The following is a 15,086-nucleotide window of genomic DNA, read 5'->3' as shown; positions in this document are numbered from 1 at the left end:
TGTTCAAGTCCTTCGACCACGCCTGATGGGACCTGAATGGACGGCACGACCGACGAGGCCTTCGAGGCACTGCTGCGCTACATGCGCGATTCCCGCGGCTTCGACTTCACCGGCTACAAGCGCACATCCCTGATGCGGCGCGTCCGTCACCGAATGGACCAGGCGGGCTTCAGCTCTTTCGAGGAATACCTCGACTTCCTGCAGGCCAGTTCCGACGAATTCGCCGCGCTCTTCAACACCATCCTCATCAACGTCACCGCCTTCTTCCGCGACCCGGAGGCGTGGGAATACGTCGGCTCCGAGGTCATCCCCCGGATGCTCGCCGAGCGGGGTCCCGGCGATCCGATCCGGGTGTGGAGCGCGGGATGTGCCTCCGGGGAGGAGGCCTACACGCTGGCCATGCTGCTGGCCGAGAACCTGGGTCCCGAGGCGTTCCGGCAGCGGGTCAAGATCTACGCCACCGACATCGACGAGGACGCGCTGTCCGAGGCGCGCGCGGCGTCCTATGACGCCAAGGCTGTCGAGTCGGTGCCGAGCGACCTGTTGACACGCTATTTCGAGCAAGTCAACGGCCGCTACGTCTTTCAGAAGGATCTGCGCCGCGCGGTGATCTTCGGGCGCAACGACTTGGTCAAGGACGCACCGATCTCGCGGGTCGACCTGCTGGTGTGCCGCAACACCCTGATGTACCTCAACGCCGAGACGCAGCGAAACGTGGTGGGGCGCCTGCATTTCGCCCTTGCGCCGCAGGGAACGCTGTTCCTCGGGCACGCCGAGATGCTGCTCAGCCACGGGGATCGGTTCACCCCGCTGAACCTCAAGCACCGAATCTTCCGCAAGGCGGTCGGAAGCCACACCGGCATCGAGCGCTACGACCCCGCCGGCGCATTCTACGAACGCAACGTGGACCTGACGGGGTTGAGCACGGTGCGCGACTTGGCTTTTCGCGCCAGCCCGGTGGCACAGATCGTGATCACCGGCGAGGACACGGTCGCAATGATCAACCAGCAGGCCGAGACCCTGTTCGGGCTCTCGGCCCGCGACATCGGCCGGCTGCTGCGCGACCTGGAGGTGTCCTACCGCCCGGTGGAGCTGCGCGCCTACCTGGAGCAGGCCAAGGTGGAGCGCCGGTCGGCGCGCATCCAGGACGTCAAATGGCAACGGCCGGGCGCGGATACGGTGTGGTTCGAAATCCACATCAACCCGCTCGTCGACGCCGAAAACGGTCTGCTCGGCGTGTCGATCGTGTTCTTCGACGTCAGCGCGACGCCCGCCCTCCTGGACAAGGTGGTCCAGACCAACCGTCAGTTGGAGGCGGCATACGAGGAGTTGCAGTCCACCAACGAGGAACTCGAGACCACCAACGAGGAACTGCAGTCCACCGTGGAGGAACTAGAGACCACCAACGAGGAATTGCAATCCACCAACGAAGAACTCGAAACGATGAACGAGGAGCTGCAGTCCACCAACGACGAACTGCACACCATCAACGACATGTTGCGGGATCGCAGCGTCGAGCTGGACGACGCGAAGAACTTCCTGGATTCCCTGATCGACTCGGTCCGCATGGGCATGGTCGTGGTCGACCGCGAGATGACGGTGATCCTGTGGAACCGCGGCTGCGAGGAGCTGTGGGGCCTGCGCTCCGACGAGGCGACCGGCACCAGGCTCACCAGCTTGGACATCGGGCTGCCCCTGGACGCCGTGCGTCCGCTCATCGGCAACGCGTTCGTGGATGCCGACAGCGTCGGTGAGACCGAGGTGGACGCGGTCAACCGGCGCGGGCGGTCGACCCGGGTCCGCGTCACGTGCACGTCGTTTCGTTCCCGCGAGGGGACGGTCGGGGGAGCGCTCCTGCTCATGGAGGTGCTGAACTAGCCGCCTCAGTGACCCCAGCGCGCAGACGCTTCCTCGGCCGCCTGATGGGCCAACTGCGCACGGCGCCGCGATTCCGCGGCCCGGCGTCGCGCCGTCGCCACGGTTTCGGCGGTGGCGCCGGATCCCGCGGATAGCTCGCGGCGCCGACGGGCGAGTTCGGCCGCACGCAACCCCGCGAGCTCGGCGCGGCATCCCGCGTTGTTGACGATGTCGTCCTGCACCGGGATCGGGATCGAGCCGGTTACCTCCACCACCGGCCCTGGGACAGCGCCGCGACCCTGGTCTGGCTGCGGCTCGGGCAACGGCGCGCCCTCGACGATGCCGACCAGCACCCGGCCGATCTGGTCGACGGGCAACATCAGGTCGGCGCCTGCGCGTGCCGCCGCCAGCGGCATCGACGAGTACAGGGCGGTGTCCGGGCTCTCGGCGATGACGATGGCGCCCGCCCGCTTCATCGCCGCGGTGCCCGCCGCCCCGTCTTGGCCCGAGCCCGACAGCACCGCCGCCACACTGCGCGGTCCATACGATTTGGCGACCGACCGCAGCAACACGTCGAAGCGCCGCACCCCGCCGTCCTCCGTGAGGCGGCAGCGGCCGTCGGGAGAGAGTTCGAGGTCCATCGCGGGCGGGCAGACGACGGCCTGCCCCGCGGCGAGAACCTGGCCGTCATGGGCCCAACCCACCCCGCGCTCGGTCTGGCGGCGAAGGATCGCCGGCAACACGCTGTCGTGGTCGCCGAGGTGTTGCTGCACGACGATGGCGGCCGGCAGGTCGGCCGGCAGATCACGCAGAACCGTCGACAGCGCGTTCAAACCACCCGCCGACGCCAGCAGCACCACCAGCTCGACGGCGGGACGATGTGTGTCGCTCGCCACGCCTCCAGTTTCCCAAATGGCCGGCCGCTGCCACAGCCCCGAGAAAGGCTCCTATCCGGAAAGCGAAATGGCGGCGTCGCCGGCGAAGGCGCCGAGTCGCCGCCGTTTCGCCGATAGCTGGTCGGGTACGTCCCTACGCAAACAGCGACTCGAGGGGGTCGGAGTGAGGATCGCGATCGTCAGCGGCGATGACATCGCCGCTGACGACCCACAGCAACTCAGCGCGGCGCTCGCGTCCCGCGATCATGCGGTAACGGCGTTCGTCCGGCGCAAGGGACGTTCGCCGGTGAACACCACCGGCGCCCACCGCACGTTGTCGGTGCCGGTTGGCCCCCGCGCGCCGAAGTCGCCCTCGGACGTGTTGCCGTACATCGGGGACTGGGCGGCCGCGCTCACCCGCGAATGGGCAGCCGACGCGCCCGACGTCGTGCACGCCTACGGCTGGCTCGGTGGTTTGGCCGCCCAACTGGCCGCCCGGCGCCACGACGTGCCGACCGTCCAGAGTTTCCTGGGCCTGGCCGCCACCCGCGCGCCCCGCGGAGCGCCACGTGACCCCGAACGGCTTCGCGTCGAACCGCTGCTGACGCGCAGCGCGATGTGGGTGACGGGCGAGAGCTCCGACGATGTCGACGCGTTGAGCCGGTTGCGCCGCAGCCGCGCCAGGGTGTCGGTGTTGACCAGCGGCGTCGACGTCGAGCGATACACCTCGGATGGTCCGGCACTGGCCCGGACGCACCCGCATCGTGTGCTTTGCCTGGCGCCAAACCCTCTGCCGCACAACGGGTTCGACATCGTCATCAACGCCTTGCCAAGGGTCCCTGGCGCCGAGTTGGTGATTGCCGAAACCGATCCCACGAACTCCGATCACGACGGGGCACGGGTTCGGCTGCAACGCCTGGCCGCCGGGCTGAGGGTGGCGGACCGCGTCCGGTTCGCCGGCACCGTCGCCGGTGATGAGCTGCCGATGCTGGTGCGGTCCGCCGACGTGGTCGCGTGCACGCCCCGAGAGCCACCGCGGGCGGCGGCGGCGCTGCAGGCGATGGCCAGCGGCGTGGTGGTGGTGGCCTTCGGCGTCGGCGTACTCAAGGACGCCGTGGTGGACAGCGTCACCGGGCTGGTGTTGTCGCCGCAAGCCCCCGGCGGGTTGTCCGCTACCTTGAGAAGCCTCCTCGCGCAGAGCTTTCAGTGCCAGAGCATGGGCGCGGCGGGTCGCAGTCGCGCACTGTCCCGCTATGCCTGGGACCGCATCGCCCTGGACGCACTTGGCGTTTATCAGCAGGTAGGAGCGCAGGCACGGTTGCAGTCGTCCGGGCTTCGGTGATGGAATGATGACAGCGTGCGAGGCCCCTCGGGGACGCCAACTATGACCACCGTGACGAGCGCAACCGAACACACCGGCCCCGGGCTGGTCGCCGAGACGGCCAGTCCGCCCGAGTTGGTGCGCGCCCAGCCGTCCCCCTCGGGGGATGCGCTGCGGCGCGCTGGGGGATCGACCACGGCGCGCCGGTACGACCAGTTCCGCACCATCGATGCCCAGGCCGCGCGGCAATTCTTTGCCAAGGCCTACCAGCCGGGCTGGCGCATCGCCGGCCTGACGGGTCGCTCGGCCGTCTCCCATCGGCGCTGCGAAGCGGGTTCGTTGACCGTCGACGACGTGACCATTCAGGGACGCGTCGCGCTCGAGATCCCGGGGTCCGACACCGTCGCCGTCATCCAGCCTCGCGCGGGGTCGATGAGCGTTGCCGGCGGGCCCCCCGCCACCGTTGACTTTCCCATCCTGGTCGCGCACGACATGCCGTGCCTGTTGCAGTGCAACGGGGCGCGGTTCGACGTGGTGAGCATCGGTGCGGACGTGCTGCAGCAGTTCGCCGCGGAGTGGCGGGCGCCGCTATCCCAGCAGATCCACTTCCTGGACTGGCGGCCACGCTCGCGCTCGGCGGTGCGGGCGTGGCATCGGGCGCTGGACTACGTGGCGTTGACGTTGGCGGCCCCGGACACCGCCCAGCAGCCATTGATCGTGGCGGGGCTGGCTCCGCTGCTGGCCGGCGCGCTGCTGGAGTGCTACCCGTCCAACCTCACCGAGCAGGACCTGGCCAACGAGCCCGCGCTGCCGGAGGCGCTCAAGGACGCCATATCGTTCATCCACCGGCACGCCGCCTCGGAAGTGGGCATCAACGACGTTGCGGGTGCGGTGCACCTCACACCCAGGGCGGTGCAGTACCTTTTCCGGCGTCAATTGGGCACCACGCCAACGGAATACATTCGCAACGTCCGCCTCGGTCGCGCTCACCAAGAGCTGATCGCCGGGGCCCCGTCCACCACCACCGTCACCGAAATCGCCCAGCGTTGGGGTTTCGCGCACACCGGCCGGTTCGCGGTGCTCTATCGACAGACGTACGGCCAGAGCCCGCACACCACCCTCCGGCACATGACGCCGCCGTCCTAACAACGAGACGTCCCTCAGGCGCAGCTCATACGACACGCCAAACTTATTTTTCGCACGCGGAATAATAGTGAAACCGCCTGGTTGAAGCCGTATTTCCGGCCACCGGTGGGCGGTGCCACACCGTTTTGGCGCACGGGCGTCGGCCGCAGCCGGTAGGCTCTAGGCAGGTTGAGTCCCCAGCTGCCGTTATCAACGGGCGCCAATTCGGACACCGACGTCGCTCGCCCTGCACTCTCAAGCCTGAAGGGCGCACATCCCATGACTGCACTATCCGATCTATCCCCTGCACGACATACCCCGGAGCTGTTGGGGCAACCCCGCAGCCGCTACGAAATCGATTGCGCCGCAGCGCAAATCCATGTCCATGCCCGCAGCACAGCCACCATTTTGCGCATCGTCGGTGAGGTGGACGCGTCCAATACCGGCCTGGTCACCGAGGCCATCCGCCGCTTTGCGCGGCTCAGGGCGCCGCTGATCCTCGACCTGACCGGCCTGGATTTCCTTGCCGGTTCGGGCCTTCGGGCGCTGCTGGTCCTCAACGAGGAGCACCGGGAAGCCCACCTGCGGTGCTGGGTGGTCGGCGGCTCGGCGCTGCGCCGGCTGACGCGGGTGCTGCCCGATCACGGCCTGCCCATCGCCGAATCCGTCGAGGTGGCCCTCGACCACATCGAAGGCGCCACCACGGCGCGTCGCCGGTTGGTTTCGGGTCCCGCCCGCCAGCACGAACCGCAGCGCGACGCGTCCACGCGACTTCAGGGGCTCGCGTCCTAACGACCCAGCCGGCGCATCAACTGTTCGGCGGCGTACCGGCCACTGGCGAAGGCGCCGTGCACCGTGGCCGGGTTGTTGACGCCGACCGCCTCGCCGGCCAGATACAACCGGTCGCCGACGGGTTCGGTCAGCCGTCGCCGGTCGTCCAGACCGGAGCCGGGGGCGTGAAAAGAGTAGGCGCCGCGCGCATGCGGGTCGGCGCTCCAGTTCGATGTCTTCACGTCGACCACGGAGACGTCCCCGAACAGCCGGCGCGCGATCGGCAGCGCGGTGGCGGTCAGGTCCCGGGCCGTTGAGGACTCCACGGCGCGACCGCGGTCACCGGCGTTGAACGCCAACACGATTGGGCCCGCCGCCGCCGGCATGGTGAACCACTGCGCCCAGTCGCCGCCGCCGGCGCCGAGATACAGATAGAAGGCGTTGTCCGCCGCCCAGCCGCGCCGGTTGAAGCGGAAGAAGCTTTTGGACAACACCCCGAAGCCCAGGGCGGCGATCGCCCGGTTGTGGCGCTCGGGGAGCGGCGGATCGAAGGCGATGGCACCGGCTTTCAGCACGCCCAGGGGCACCGTGACGATCGCGGCGGGCCCTTGAAACGACCGATCTTTAGTCCGGACGACGACGGCGTCGTCATGTTGCGCGATCGCGGTCACCGGCGTGTTCAGTTCGATCTGCAGGCCGTTGGTGAGAAGCCTCGGCAGGGCGTCATAGCCGTTGGTGACGGCATCCTGGTCCCCGCCGCTGTAGTCACCCTCGTCAAACGTGATGGCGGACAATTGATCCGCGTCGGCGGCGAATTCGTCCTCGACCTCGGTCGTGAGGTAAAAGGCCAACTGGGCGCGCTCGGCGGCGGACAGGCCTTCGTCGGCGGCGGCGGCGTTGACGGCGGCGCCCAGGCTGCCGCCATCGACCTGGTAGCGCGCCCGCTCGACGAACGCGCGCCACGGCGTCGGATCGTAGTCCAGCGGTGAGAGTTTGGGATCGACCACGAGCTTGGCCCAGCCGTAGTAGTCGGTCGTGACCAAGTCGGCTTGCGCTTGCCGCGCCAGTTCCATCAGGGGGTTGTCGGACGTGCCGTGGATCCACGACGCGCCCATCTCCAGCGGGACGCCCCAGTCGCGGTCGGTGTGGACGCGCCCGCCCACGCGATCGCGGGCCTCGATGACCCGCACCGGCCAGCCCGCGTCGGTGAGGCTGCGGGCGGCGGACAGCCCGGCCATCCCGGCGCCGACGACCAGCACCGAGCGGGTGTCCGGCGGCGGCGGGTGCGCCGCCGGCGGACGCTGGGGCGCGCAGGCGGCCATCAGCCCGCCGCCGACCATGGCTGCGGTGATGAATTCCCGACGGGACATCGGGTACACGGGTGTTAGCGTCTCATGAGAACGTTTGCCGGAATTACCGAATCCGAACGGACCTTAGGGATAAAGTTGCGACAGACCTTAACTGCGGCGACGGGGCCACGTTCGAGGGGGGAGCGGCGATGAGTGCTCGACGATCGGCTCGCGTAGTCGACCCCTACCCCCACGAGTTGCCGCCCAGCCAGACGGTGGCCGTGCGGGCCACCGACGGCACCCGCCTGCACGCGGAGGTGTTCGGGCCGCCCGACGGCTATCCGATCGTCCTGACGCACGGCATCACCTGCGCCATCCGGGCCTGGGCATACCAGATCGCGGACCTGGCCAACGACTACCGCGTGATCGCCTTCGACCACCGCGGCCACGGCCGCAGCGGCATGCCCCGGCGCAACGGGTACAGCCTGAAACACCTTGCGTCCGATCTCAATTCGGTCATGGATGCGACGCTGGCGCCGCACGAGCGCGCCGTGCTGGCCGGCCATTCGATGGGCGGCATCACCATCGCCGCGTGGTCGGCGCGGTACCGGCACATGGTGCGCCGGCGCGCGGACGCCGTCGCGCTGATCAACACCACGACCGGCGATCTGGTCCGCAAGGTGCAGCTGCTGTCCGTGCCGTACGGGCTCTCGCCAGCCCGGGTGGTCGCGGCCCGCGCGCTGATCAACGCGTTCGGCGGGTTCCCGATCCCCACCGCCGCCCGCATCCCCAGTCGTCACCTGGTCGGGTTGCTGGCGGTGGGCAGGGATGCCGACCCGAGCGTCGCCAGAATCGTGCACCGGTTCTTCGAAGAGACCTCGCCCGCCGGGCGCGCCGGCTGCGCCAGGATGCTGGTCGCCGCGCTGGGGTCGCGCTACCTCGAGCTCGACGGTCTGACCGTGCCGACCCTGGTCATCGGCAGCGAACGCGACCGGCTCACCCCCATCAGCCAGGCCCGCAGGATCGCGAGCACCGCGCCCAACGTCGTCGGCCTGGTCGAACTGCCCGGCGGGCACTGCTCGATGCTGGAACACCCGCGCGAGGTGAACCGCCACCTGCGCGCCCTCGCCGAATCGGTGACCCAGGACGTGCGGATCAGCTCATAGCAGGGCGGTGATTTCGGCCGCCGCGCGCTGACCCGACCGCACGGCGCCGTCGAGAAACCCGGTCCATTCGTCCGCGGTCTCCGTGCCTGCCCAGTGGATGGGTCCGACCGGCTCGCGCAGCCACCGCCCGAAACGCGTCCACGATCCCGGCGGCACCGCCGCCGTGGGACCGCCGGGCGCGAATTGCTCTGCGCCCCAACGATGATCGACATAGTCGAGCGGCTTCAGAGCGTCGTCGCCGAACAGCGTCGCAAAGCAGCGCAACGTTTCCTCGCGGCGCTGTTCGGGGGAGAGCGAGTCGAAGGCGCGCGCATCGACGAAGCCCATCAGGATGCCCGGGCCGTCGGCGTGCGGACTGACGTCGAACGTGATGAAGACCGGCCCCGTGTCGGACAGGGCCTGGCCCGAGAACCCGTTGGAGCGCCAGAACGGCGTGGAATACGCCGCGTAGGCCTTGCTGAGCCGGCCCTGCGGCCAATGCTGGGTGAGCTGGTGGTACTCGGCCGGCAGCGGGGGAGAGAACTCGATCGACGCCCGGTGGGCGGGCGGCACGGCGACGACGACGAAGCCGGCCTCGGCCTGGCCGACGTCGGTGCTGACGGTCACCCCGGCGCCGTGCCGGTCGATGCGGCGGACCGGCGCGCCCAGCACCACCCGGGTGCCGAGCTCGGCGGCCGAGGCCTCGGCGATCTGCTGGGTTCCGCCCGGAAAACGGTCCTGCTGGGCGCCGTTCTCGACGTCGAGCAGCCGGTCCAGGCCGCCCGCGGCGTGCGTGTAGCGGGCCGCGTGCAGCATCGACACGTCGTCGGGTTCGCACCCCCAGGTCACCCGGGACACGATCGCCAGCAGGTCGCGCGACGAGGCGGTGGCCCGCACCGAGCGCAGCCAGTCGCCGAGCGAGACGTCGTCGAGCTCGCGGGCCCGGCGCGCGCCCCATGGGGCCTCCAACGGGACGCCGCGGGCGATCCGGTCGAATTGCCAACGCAGACGGCCGATGTCGAGCAGGCCCGTCAGCGAAAGCTTGGGGATGGTGCCGCGATAGGAATGCGTCCAGCCGCGCCAGTGGATCACGTTCTTGCCGTCGTGATGGGTCGGGATGGTCGGGATGTTCAGCTCGGCCGCCAGCGCCAGGACGGCGTCCTGGGTCGGGCCGACGAAGGTGCCCCCCAGATCGGCAGGCAACCCCGCCACGCTCCCGGTGAACGACCGGCCGCCCACGCGGTCGCGGCCCTCGAACACCACCACGTCGTGGCCCTGGCGGGCCAGCTCCCGCGCCGCGGCAAGCCCCGCGAAGCCGGCGCCGACCACGACAACGTCGACAATCCAGGGGGGGTTTGGCACGCGCACCAGTCAACCGCACTTCTGGGATTTCGTGTGGCGAATGCCTACACCCGCGAACGTCGATTCGTTGCGCGAGATGGCCCGAAAATCTCGGTACTCCTCGACGTTCGCGGGCTGCCTAGGGGGCGACCGTCAGCCAGTCGGCGAATCCGGACGGATCGTGGCGGCCCAGCGCGCCGTGCTCGTACAGGCCCCAGCCCTCCACCGGATCGCGGTCGCCGTCGCGGCACAGCGCGCGGCCGACGTGGTCGATCACGCCGAAGCCCGAGCGCGCGACGATCGCCGGATCGGTCATGTCGTAGGTCAGGCGCTCGATGAACTTTTCGCCTTTCCACATGCCGTGCAGCCAGTCCGAGTCGCCGCCGTAACCGCCGCCGACGTGGATGGGCACCGGCAGCTTGGACTCCACGTCGAAGTGCACCGGCGTCCCGTCGGGGGCCGTCGCGTCGATGGTCGCGCCGGTGGGGATGCGGGTGCCCGAGCGGTAGTGGATCTTGACCCGCGGCCAGCCGAGCTGTTCGACGCGGCCGTCGCGCCAGACCCGGGTGCAGTCGTTGAGCGAGCGGAACCCGTTGGGCTCCTCCTGGATGATCAGCACGATGGCGAAGTCGTCGAACGCCATCGGCACATACAGCCACCACATGCCCTCGAACGGGGGGTCGGCGGGCCGGCCGGCCGGCTCGGGTTCGCCGATCGGCCGGATGCCCCAGGACCGGTCGCGGCTGCCCAGCCAGGTCGCCGGGTCGACGGCGATCTCCTCGCCGTCGATGGCGATGCGGCCGCTCCAGCTGCCCAGCTGGGCGAACCGCTGCGCGTCCAGCGTCACCCGATTGCCGGACCGCATCAGATGCGGCTGTTCCTGCACGACGTCGAACAGGCCCTCCCAGGTGAGATCGGCTGCGATGCCCTCGGTTTCGTCGAGGACCAACCGCAGTTTGCGCAGCGGCTCGACCACCTCGATCCGGTAGCCGTTGACGTTCTGGTTCAGCCGGTCTTGGTCGATGGCGTCGGACAGGTGCACCGCCGTCTGCGTGTCCCCGCGCCGGACGAGGAAGAACGCGTCCTTGACGCCGAGGTTGGGGTAGTAGCCGATGCCGCTGATGACGAAGATATTTCCGGTGCGGTCGTGCGCGTTGAAGTAGGAGCGGTCGTAGAAGTTGCGGTCCGAGGAACCCGGCCACGCGATGGGCTGCGGGATCTGATGTACCGGGAATTCGTCGAGCGGTCCGAGCATTAGTGGTCCTCTCCGATCAGGCCTTCACCGATCAGTCGTCGCATCAACCCGGCGTGGTAGAACAGCGACTCGACATCGTCGGGCTTCTCGGTTTCGCCGAAGTGCACCCGCCGGGCGCCGGTGCGCATGAACACGCAGGCCCACATGACGCCCGAGTAGACGTAGAACCAGCGCAGGTCGCCGACCTGGACGCCGGTCAGCCGCTGATAGGTCGCGCGGACGTCGTCTTCGCGCATCACCTCCGGCAGGCCGGGCAGTCCCGCCAGCCCGGTCAGTTCCTGAAACACCATGTGGGCGTAGATCATCCACGCCACGTCGAGCTCGCGCGGCCCGAGCGTGACCATCTCCCAGTCCAGCACCGCCACCGGGGAGAAGTCGCGGTACAGCACGTTGCCCACCCGGGCATCGCCCCAGAGCAGCACGGGCTCGCGCGCGTCCGGTTCGGCCGGCCAGTTGTCCTCCAGCCAGGTGAAGGTCCGCTCCAGCAGCGGCGAGGGGCCGATGTCGGGCACGGCGAAGTCGTACCAGGACCGCACCCAGTTGAAGTGCCGGCGCAGGGCGGTGTCGCCGTCTTGCCCGTCAGAAAGGAAGCCAAATGTCTTCTCGGCGTTGGGGATTGAATGCAACTTGGCGAGCACCCCGACGGTGGCGTCCTGCAGTTCGCGCTGGCGTTCCGCCGGGGCGTCGGCGAACCAGTTGTTGCCGAACGTGTAGGGCATGACGTCGGGGGGCACCACGCCGTCGACGTAGTCCATCACGAAGAAGGGCGTGCCCAGCACCTCTCCGGTGGGCTCCAGCCAGCGCACCGACGGGACGGGCACGTCGGTGAGTTCACCGACTTTGCGGATGACCTCGAATTGGTGGTCGAGCCGATAGGTGGGGAAGACCTGGACGTCTTCGGCGGCGGGCGCCACCCTGGTCACGAGTTTCTGTTCGGTGCGCTTGCCGTCCTGCTGCCAGCGCGCGGTCAGGATGATGGTCTCCGACGACATGCCGGTCGAGTCGACGCCGCTCTCGACGGTCACCTCCGGCGCGGCGCCGGCGGGCAGCACGGTGGACAGCCATTTCGACATCACGGCGGGTAGCGTCGTGACGTCTCGGCTGGAGCGCTGAAGTCGGTCGACCTTGTCGAGCACGGGTTCGTTGGCCACGGGTGCCTCCATTCTTTGAGACTCGGTTCTCTTTGAGACGGCGATGTCGGCGACTCCGGCGCGGCAATTACGATACGGTAGGTAGCGTTATGAAAGCAGACCCGTCCGCCATTGACAAGGCCCCCGGCGCCGGCCGGCCGCGGGACCCGCGCATCGACTCGGCGATCCTATCGGCCACCGCGGAACTGCTTGTCCAAATGGGCTATTCGAACCTGAGTCTGGCGGCGGTCGCCGAGCGCGCGGGAACCACCAAATCGGCGCTCTACCGGCGCTGGTCCAGCAAGGCGGAGTTGGTGCACGAGGCGGCCTTCCCGGTGGCGCCGACCGCGCTGGAGGCGCCGGCGGGGGATTTCGCCGCCGACGTCCGGATGATGATCGAGGCCACCCGCGACGTCTTCACCACGCCGGTCGTTCGCGCGGCCCTGCCCGGCCTGGTGGCCGACATGACGGCCGATCCGGCGCTGAACGCCCGCGTGATGTCGCGGTTCGCCGACCTGTTCGCGACGGTGCGGGTGCGGCTCAGCGACGCCGTCGACCGGGGCGAGGCGCATCCCGACGTGGATCCGGACCGGTTGATCGAGCTGATCGGGGGCGCCACGATGCTGCGCATGCTGCTGCGGCCGGAGGACGACCTCGACGACGCGTGGGTGGAGCAGACCACCGCCATCGTCGTGCACGGGGTGACGCGATGACCGGCCGCCTGGCGGGCCGCGCCGCGATCGTCACCGGCGCCAGCCGCGGGCTGGGGCGGGCCACCGCGCTGGCCCTGGCGGCCGAGGGCGCCGCCGTGGCGGTGGCCGGGCGCACCGAGCAGGTGTGGGACGAGCGGCTGCCGGGGACCATCGGCGAGACGGTGGCCGACATCGAGGCGGCCGGCGGACAAGCGATCGCGGTCCGCGCCGACCTGACCGACCGTGACGACGTCGCGCGGTTGGTCGATACGGCGCGAGATGCCCTGGGGCCCATCACGATTCTGGTGAACAACGCGGCCTTCACCGCGCCCGGCCGCCCCCCGACACCGGGCGCCGAACCGCGTGCCAAGCCCGCCACGCCGCCGGCCGGCGCCGGCAAGCCCGGCTGGCCCGGATTCCTCAGCATCCCGCTGGCCGCCTACCGCCGGCATTTCGACATTGCCGTGTTCGCCGCCTATGAACTGATGCAACTGGTGTGCCCCGACATGATCGAAGCGGGCAACGGGTCGATCATCAACGTCACCTCGGTCGCGTCGCGACTGCCGGGTGACGGGCCGTATCCGGACCGCGGCGGCGGGGTCCTGCCCGGCTATGGGGGATCCAAGGCGGCGCTGGAACATCTGACCCAGTGCGCGGCGTACGATCTCGCCCACCACCGGATCGCGGTGAATGCCCTGTCGCCGTCGAAACCCATCCTCACGCCGGGGCTGGCCTACTACGCCCGGGATTTCGACGATACCGCCGCGGCCGACGAATTCGCCCGGGCCGCAGTCGAATTGACGCTGGTCGATCCGGGTAAGGTCACGGGGCGCACGATCGGCCACCTGCAGGTGCTCGACGGCAGTTTCCGGCCCTTTCAGCTCGACTAGGGGCCTTCTTCGCCCTGGCCTTCGGGTGGATCGGGATCACCGCGGAGTAGTTCGTCCGGATGATGAGCGTGGTTGATCTCGGGCGAGCCGTCGCCATCCGTCCAGCCGAGCCGCCCGTCGTCGGCGACCTCGGTCCTCCATTCGCCCCGGCTCGCCGCGGCGTGGTCGGAACCGCAGGCGAAGAACAGTTTGTCCGCGTCGGTTTGGCCGCCGCCCGCCCAATCCGGGCAATGGTGCACCTCGCAGTGGTAGCCGGGTTCGAGGCAGTTGGGTCGCGTGCAACCGCGGTCGCGGGCGTAGCAGATGAGCCTCTGGTCGGCGGTGGCGAGGCGTTTCTGGCGGCCCAGATACAGCGGCCGGCCGGTGTGCTCGTCGAACACCGCCAGGTAGTGAATTCCCTTGGCCGCCATCCGGATCAGGTCCGGCATGGGCAGCCTTGAATCGCCGCCCGTGCGGGCGGGCGGCGGCATAGGGACCGACGAGTCGGCGACCGCGTGCGCGGCGCGGTCGAGTTCGGCCAGCGTGGTCGTGACAATGACCGTGACGGGGTGGCCTCGGTGCGTCCCGAGCCGGCCGGAGGAGACGGCCGTTTCGAGGCCCCATTTCAACGCGTCGTGGCAGCGTTGGGCCGCTGTGCGCCGATCGCGGGACTCCGGGTCGTCGGCCCCGCCGTCGGGTTCGTGGCGGCCGGGCCGCACGGCCGCTTCGACGGCTTCGAAGTAGGCGCGGGTCTCGGGGTCGAGCAGGCCGGACAGTCGGGACATGCCGTCGGGACCCTGTGGGCCCAGGTGCAATCGGCGGCGCCGGGCCCGGTCTTCGTCGTTGAAGAGGCCGTCGGGATTGAGGTGGTCGGCGATCCGCCGGCCGAGCTTGGCGACGACCCCGGCGTCGAGTTTGGTCGCATGCTGCACCAGGGCGCGCTCGGCGTCCGCCACGTCCAAGGGCGATACGCGGGAGGGCAGAACATCCACGGACGCGCAAACCGCCCGGATGTGGTCCTCGCCGAGCGCACCCGCCGCCACCGCTGCCGCGAGCGCCGGTAGCTCCGGGGGCACGGGCGGACCGGTGAGCGAGCGCCGCGGCCGGATCCGGGCCGCGAGCCAGAAGCGGCGGGTGATCTCGTTGGGCGTGATGCGCAGCCGCGCCCACAGCTTGTCGCGTACCGCCGGGACGAACCCGCTACCGTCGGGTGGGTCGGCGATTTCCGCGAAATACCGGTACATCAGCCCACGGTTGGCGCGTTCCTGGGTCTCGAGCCGTTCGGCGACCCCGAGCCGAAAGTCGTTGCCGACCACATCCGATGAGGTCTCCCGCAGCACATCGTGGGCCGCGTCGATCGCGTCGAGGGCGGCGTCGATCCGCTCCCGTGCCTGTTCGGCGCTCATCGGTAAACCC

Annotated in this window: 13 protein-coding genes; 7 read left to right on the top strand and 6 right to left on the bottom strand. The window is 69.6% G+C overall.

Going from position 1 to position 15,086, the window contains the following annotated elements:
• Positions 1 to 36: 36 nt before the first annotated feature.
• A complete protein-coding gene (locus tag A5730_RS00385; RefSeq protein ID WP_067894050.1) occupies positions 37 to 1,878 on the top strand; it encodes a CheR family methyltransferase in 1,842 nt (613 codons plus the stop codon).
• Between the two features lie 5 nt (positions 1,879 to 1,883).
• Here A5730_RS00385 and A5730_RS00380 read toward each other — a convergent pair whose 3' ends face one another.
• Positions 1,884 to 2,753 carry a chemotaxis protein CheB gene (locus A5730_RS00380; RefSeq protein ID WP_082946647.1) on the bottom strand — a complete coding sequence of 290 codons (870 nt, stop codon included), beginning with the start codon at positions 2,751 to 2,753 and terminating at the stop codon, positions 1,884 to 1,886.
• A gap of 163 nt (positions 2,754 to 2,916) precedes the next feature.
• Between A5730_RS00380 and A5730_RS00375 the strand changes: the two genes are divergently transcribed.
• The 3 genes from A5730_RS00375 (at position 2,917) to A5730_RS00365 (ending at position 5,970) form a co-directional block, all read left to right on the top strand.
• The gene (locus tag A5730_RS00375; RefSeq protein WP_067894043.1) at positions 2,917 to 4,074 is read left to right on the top strand and encodes a glycosyltransferase; all 1,158 of its coding nucleotides are present in this window, start codon (positions 2,917 to 2,919) and stop codon (positions 4,072 to 4,074) included.
• 42 nt (positions 4,075 to 4,116) lie between these two features.
• The gene (locus A5730_RS00370; protein ID WP_067894041.1) at positions 4,117 to 5,199 is read left to right on the top strand and encodes an AraC family transcriptional regulator; all 1,083 of its coding nucleotides are present in this window, start codon (positions 4,117 to 4,119) and stop codon (positions 5,197 to 5,199) included.
• A 258-nt stretch (positions 5,200 to 5,457) separates the two neighbouring features.
• Positions 5,458 to 5,970, top strand: coding sequence for an STAS domain-containing protein (locus A5730_RS00365; RefSeq protein ID WP_082946646.1), 513 nt, complete (start codon positions 5,458 to 5,460; stop codon positions 5,968 to 5,970).
• Here the strand turns inward: A5730_RS00365 and A5730_RS00360 are convergent.
• On the bottom strand, positions 5,967 to 7,319 hold the full coding sequence (locus A5730_RS00360) for an FAD-dependent oxidoreductase (protein WP_067894140.1): 1,353 nt from the start codon (positions 7,317 to 7,319) through the stop codon (positions 5,967 to 5,969). The two genes, A5730_RS00365 and A5730_RS00360, sit on opposite strands and share 4 nt — an antisense overlap.
• A gap of 128 nt (positions 7,320 to 7,447) precedes the next feature.
• Here A5730_RS00360 and A5730_RS00355 point away from each other — a divergent pair, with 128 nt between their 5' ends.
• Positions 7,448 to 8,404 (top strand): alpha/beta fold hydrolase, encoded by a 957-nt coding sequence (locus A5730_RS00355; protein ID WP_067894038.1) that lies wholly within the window; start codon positions 7,448 to 7,450, stop codon positions 8,402 to 8,404.
• Here the strand turns inward: A5730_RS00355 and A5730_RS00350 are convergent.
• The 3 genes from A5730_RS00350 to A5730_RS00340 all read right to left on the bottom strand — a co-directional run bounded on the left by A5730_RS00350 (position 8,399) and on the right by A5730_RS00340 (position 12,130).
• Positions 8,399 to 9,745: a flavin monoamine oxidase family protein gene (locus A5730_RS00350; RefSeq protein WP_067894137.1), complete on the bottom strand. Its 1,347-nt coding sequence runs from the start codon at positions 9,743 to 9,745 to the stop codon at positions 8,399 to 8,401. The two genes, A5730_RS00355 and A5730_RS00350, sit on opposite strands and share 6 nt — an antisense overlap.
• A gap of 118 nt (positions 9,746 to 9,863) precedes the next feature.
• Positions 9,864 to 10,979 carry a hypothetical protein gene (locus A5730_RS00345; RefSeq protein WP_067894035.1) on the bottom strand — a complete coding sequence of 372 codons (1,116 nt, stop codon included), beginning with the start codon at positions 10,977 to 10,979 and terminating at the stop codon, positions 9,864 to 9,866.
• Complete coding sequence (locus A5730_RS00340) at positions 10,979 to 12,130, bottom strand: phosphotransferase family protein (RefSeq protein WP_067894134.1); 1,152 nt, start codon at positions 12,128 to 12,130, stop codon at positions 10,979 to 10,981. Before A5730_RS00340 ends, A5730_RS00345 begins: the two co-directional genes overlap by 1 nt.
• An 89-nt stretch (positions 12,131 to 12,219) precedes the next feature.
• On the opposite strand from A5730_RS00340, the gene A5730_RS00335 reads away from it, so the two are divergent.
• Together A5730_RS00335 and A5730_RS00330 are read left to right on the top strand one after the other, a co-directional pair.
• Positions 12,220 to 12,822 carry a TetR/AcrR family transcriptional regulator gene (locus A5730_RS00335; RefSeq protein WP_055403862.1) on the top strand — a complete coding sequence of 201 codons (603 nt, stop codon included), beginning with the start codon at positions 12,220 to 12,222 and terminating at the stop codon, positions 12,820 to 12,822.
• Entirely contained in the window at positions 12,819 to 13,691 is an 873-nt protein-coding gene (locus tag A5730_RS00330) for an SDR family NAD(P)-dependent oxidoreductase (RefSeq protein WP_067894032.1), read from the top strand. Before A5730_RS00335 ends, A5730_RS00330 begins: the two co-directional genes overlap by 4 nt.
• Here the strand turns inward: A5730_RS00330 and A5730_RS00325 are convergent.
• Positions 13,688 to 15,076 carry a 13E12 repeat family protein gene (locus tag A5730_RS00325; protein ID WP_369829841.1) on the bottom strand — a complete coding sequence of 463 codons (1,389 nt, stop codon included), beginning with the start codon at positions 15,074 to 15,076 and terminating at the stop codon, positions 13,688 to 13,690. The two genes, A5730_RS00330 and A5730_RS00325, sit on opposite strands and share 4 nt — an antisense overlap.
• Positions 15,077 to 15,086 lie beyond the last annotated feature (10 nt).

It is taken from the genome of Mycobacterium sp. ACS4054, from assembly GCF_001667275.1.
In the GTDB taxonomy this organism is placed as follows: domain Bacteria; phylum Actinomycetota; class Actinomycetes; order Mycobacteriales; family Mycobacteriaceae; genus Mycobacterium.
The sequence above is the reverse complement of the archived record's forward strand: the minus strand, read 5'-3'. Positions and strand labels throughout refer to the sequence as shown.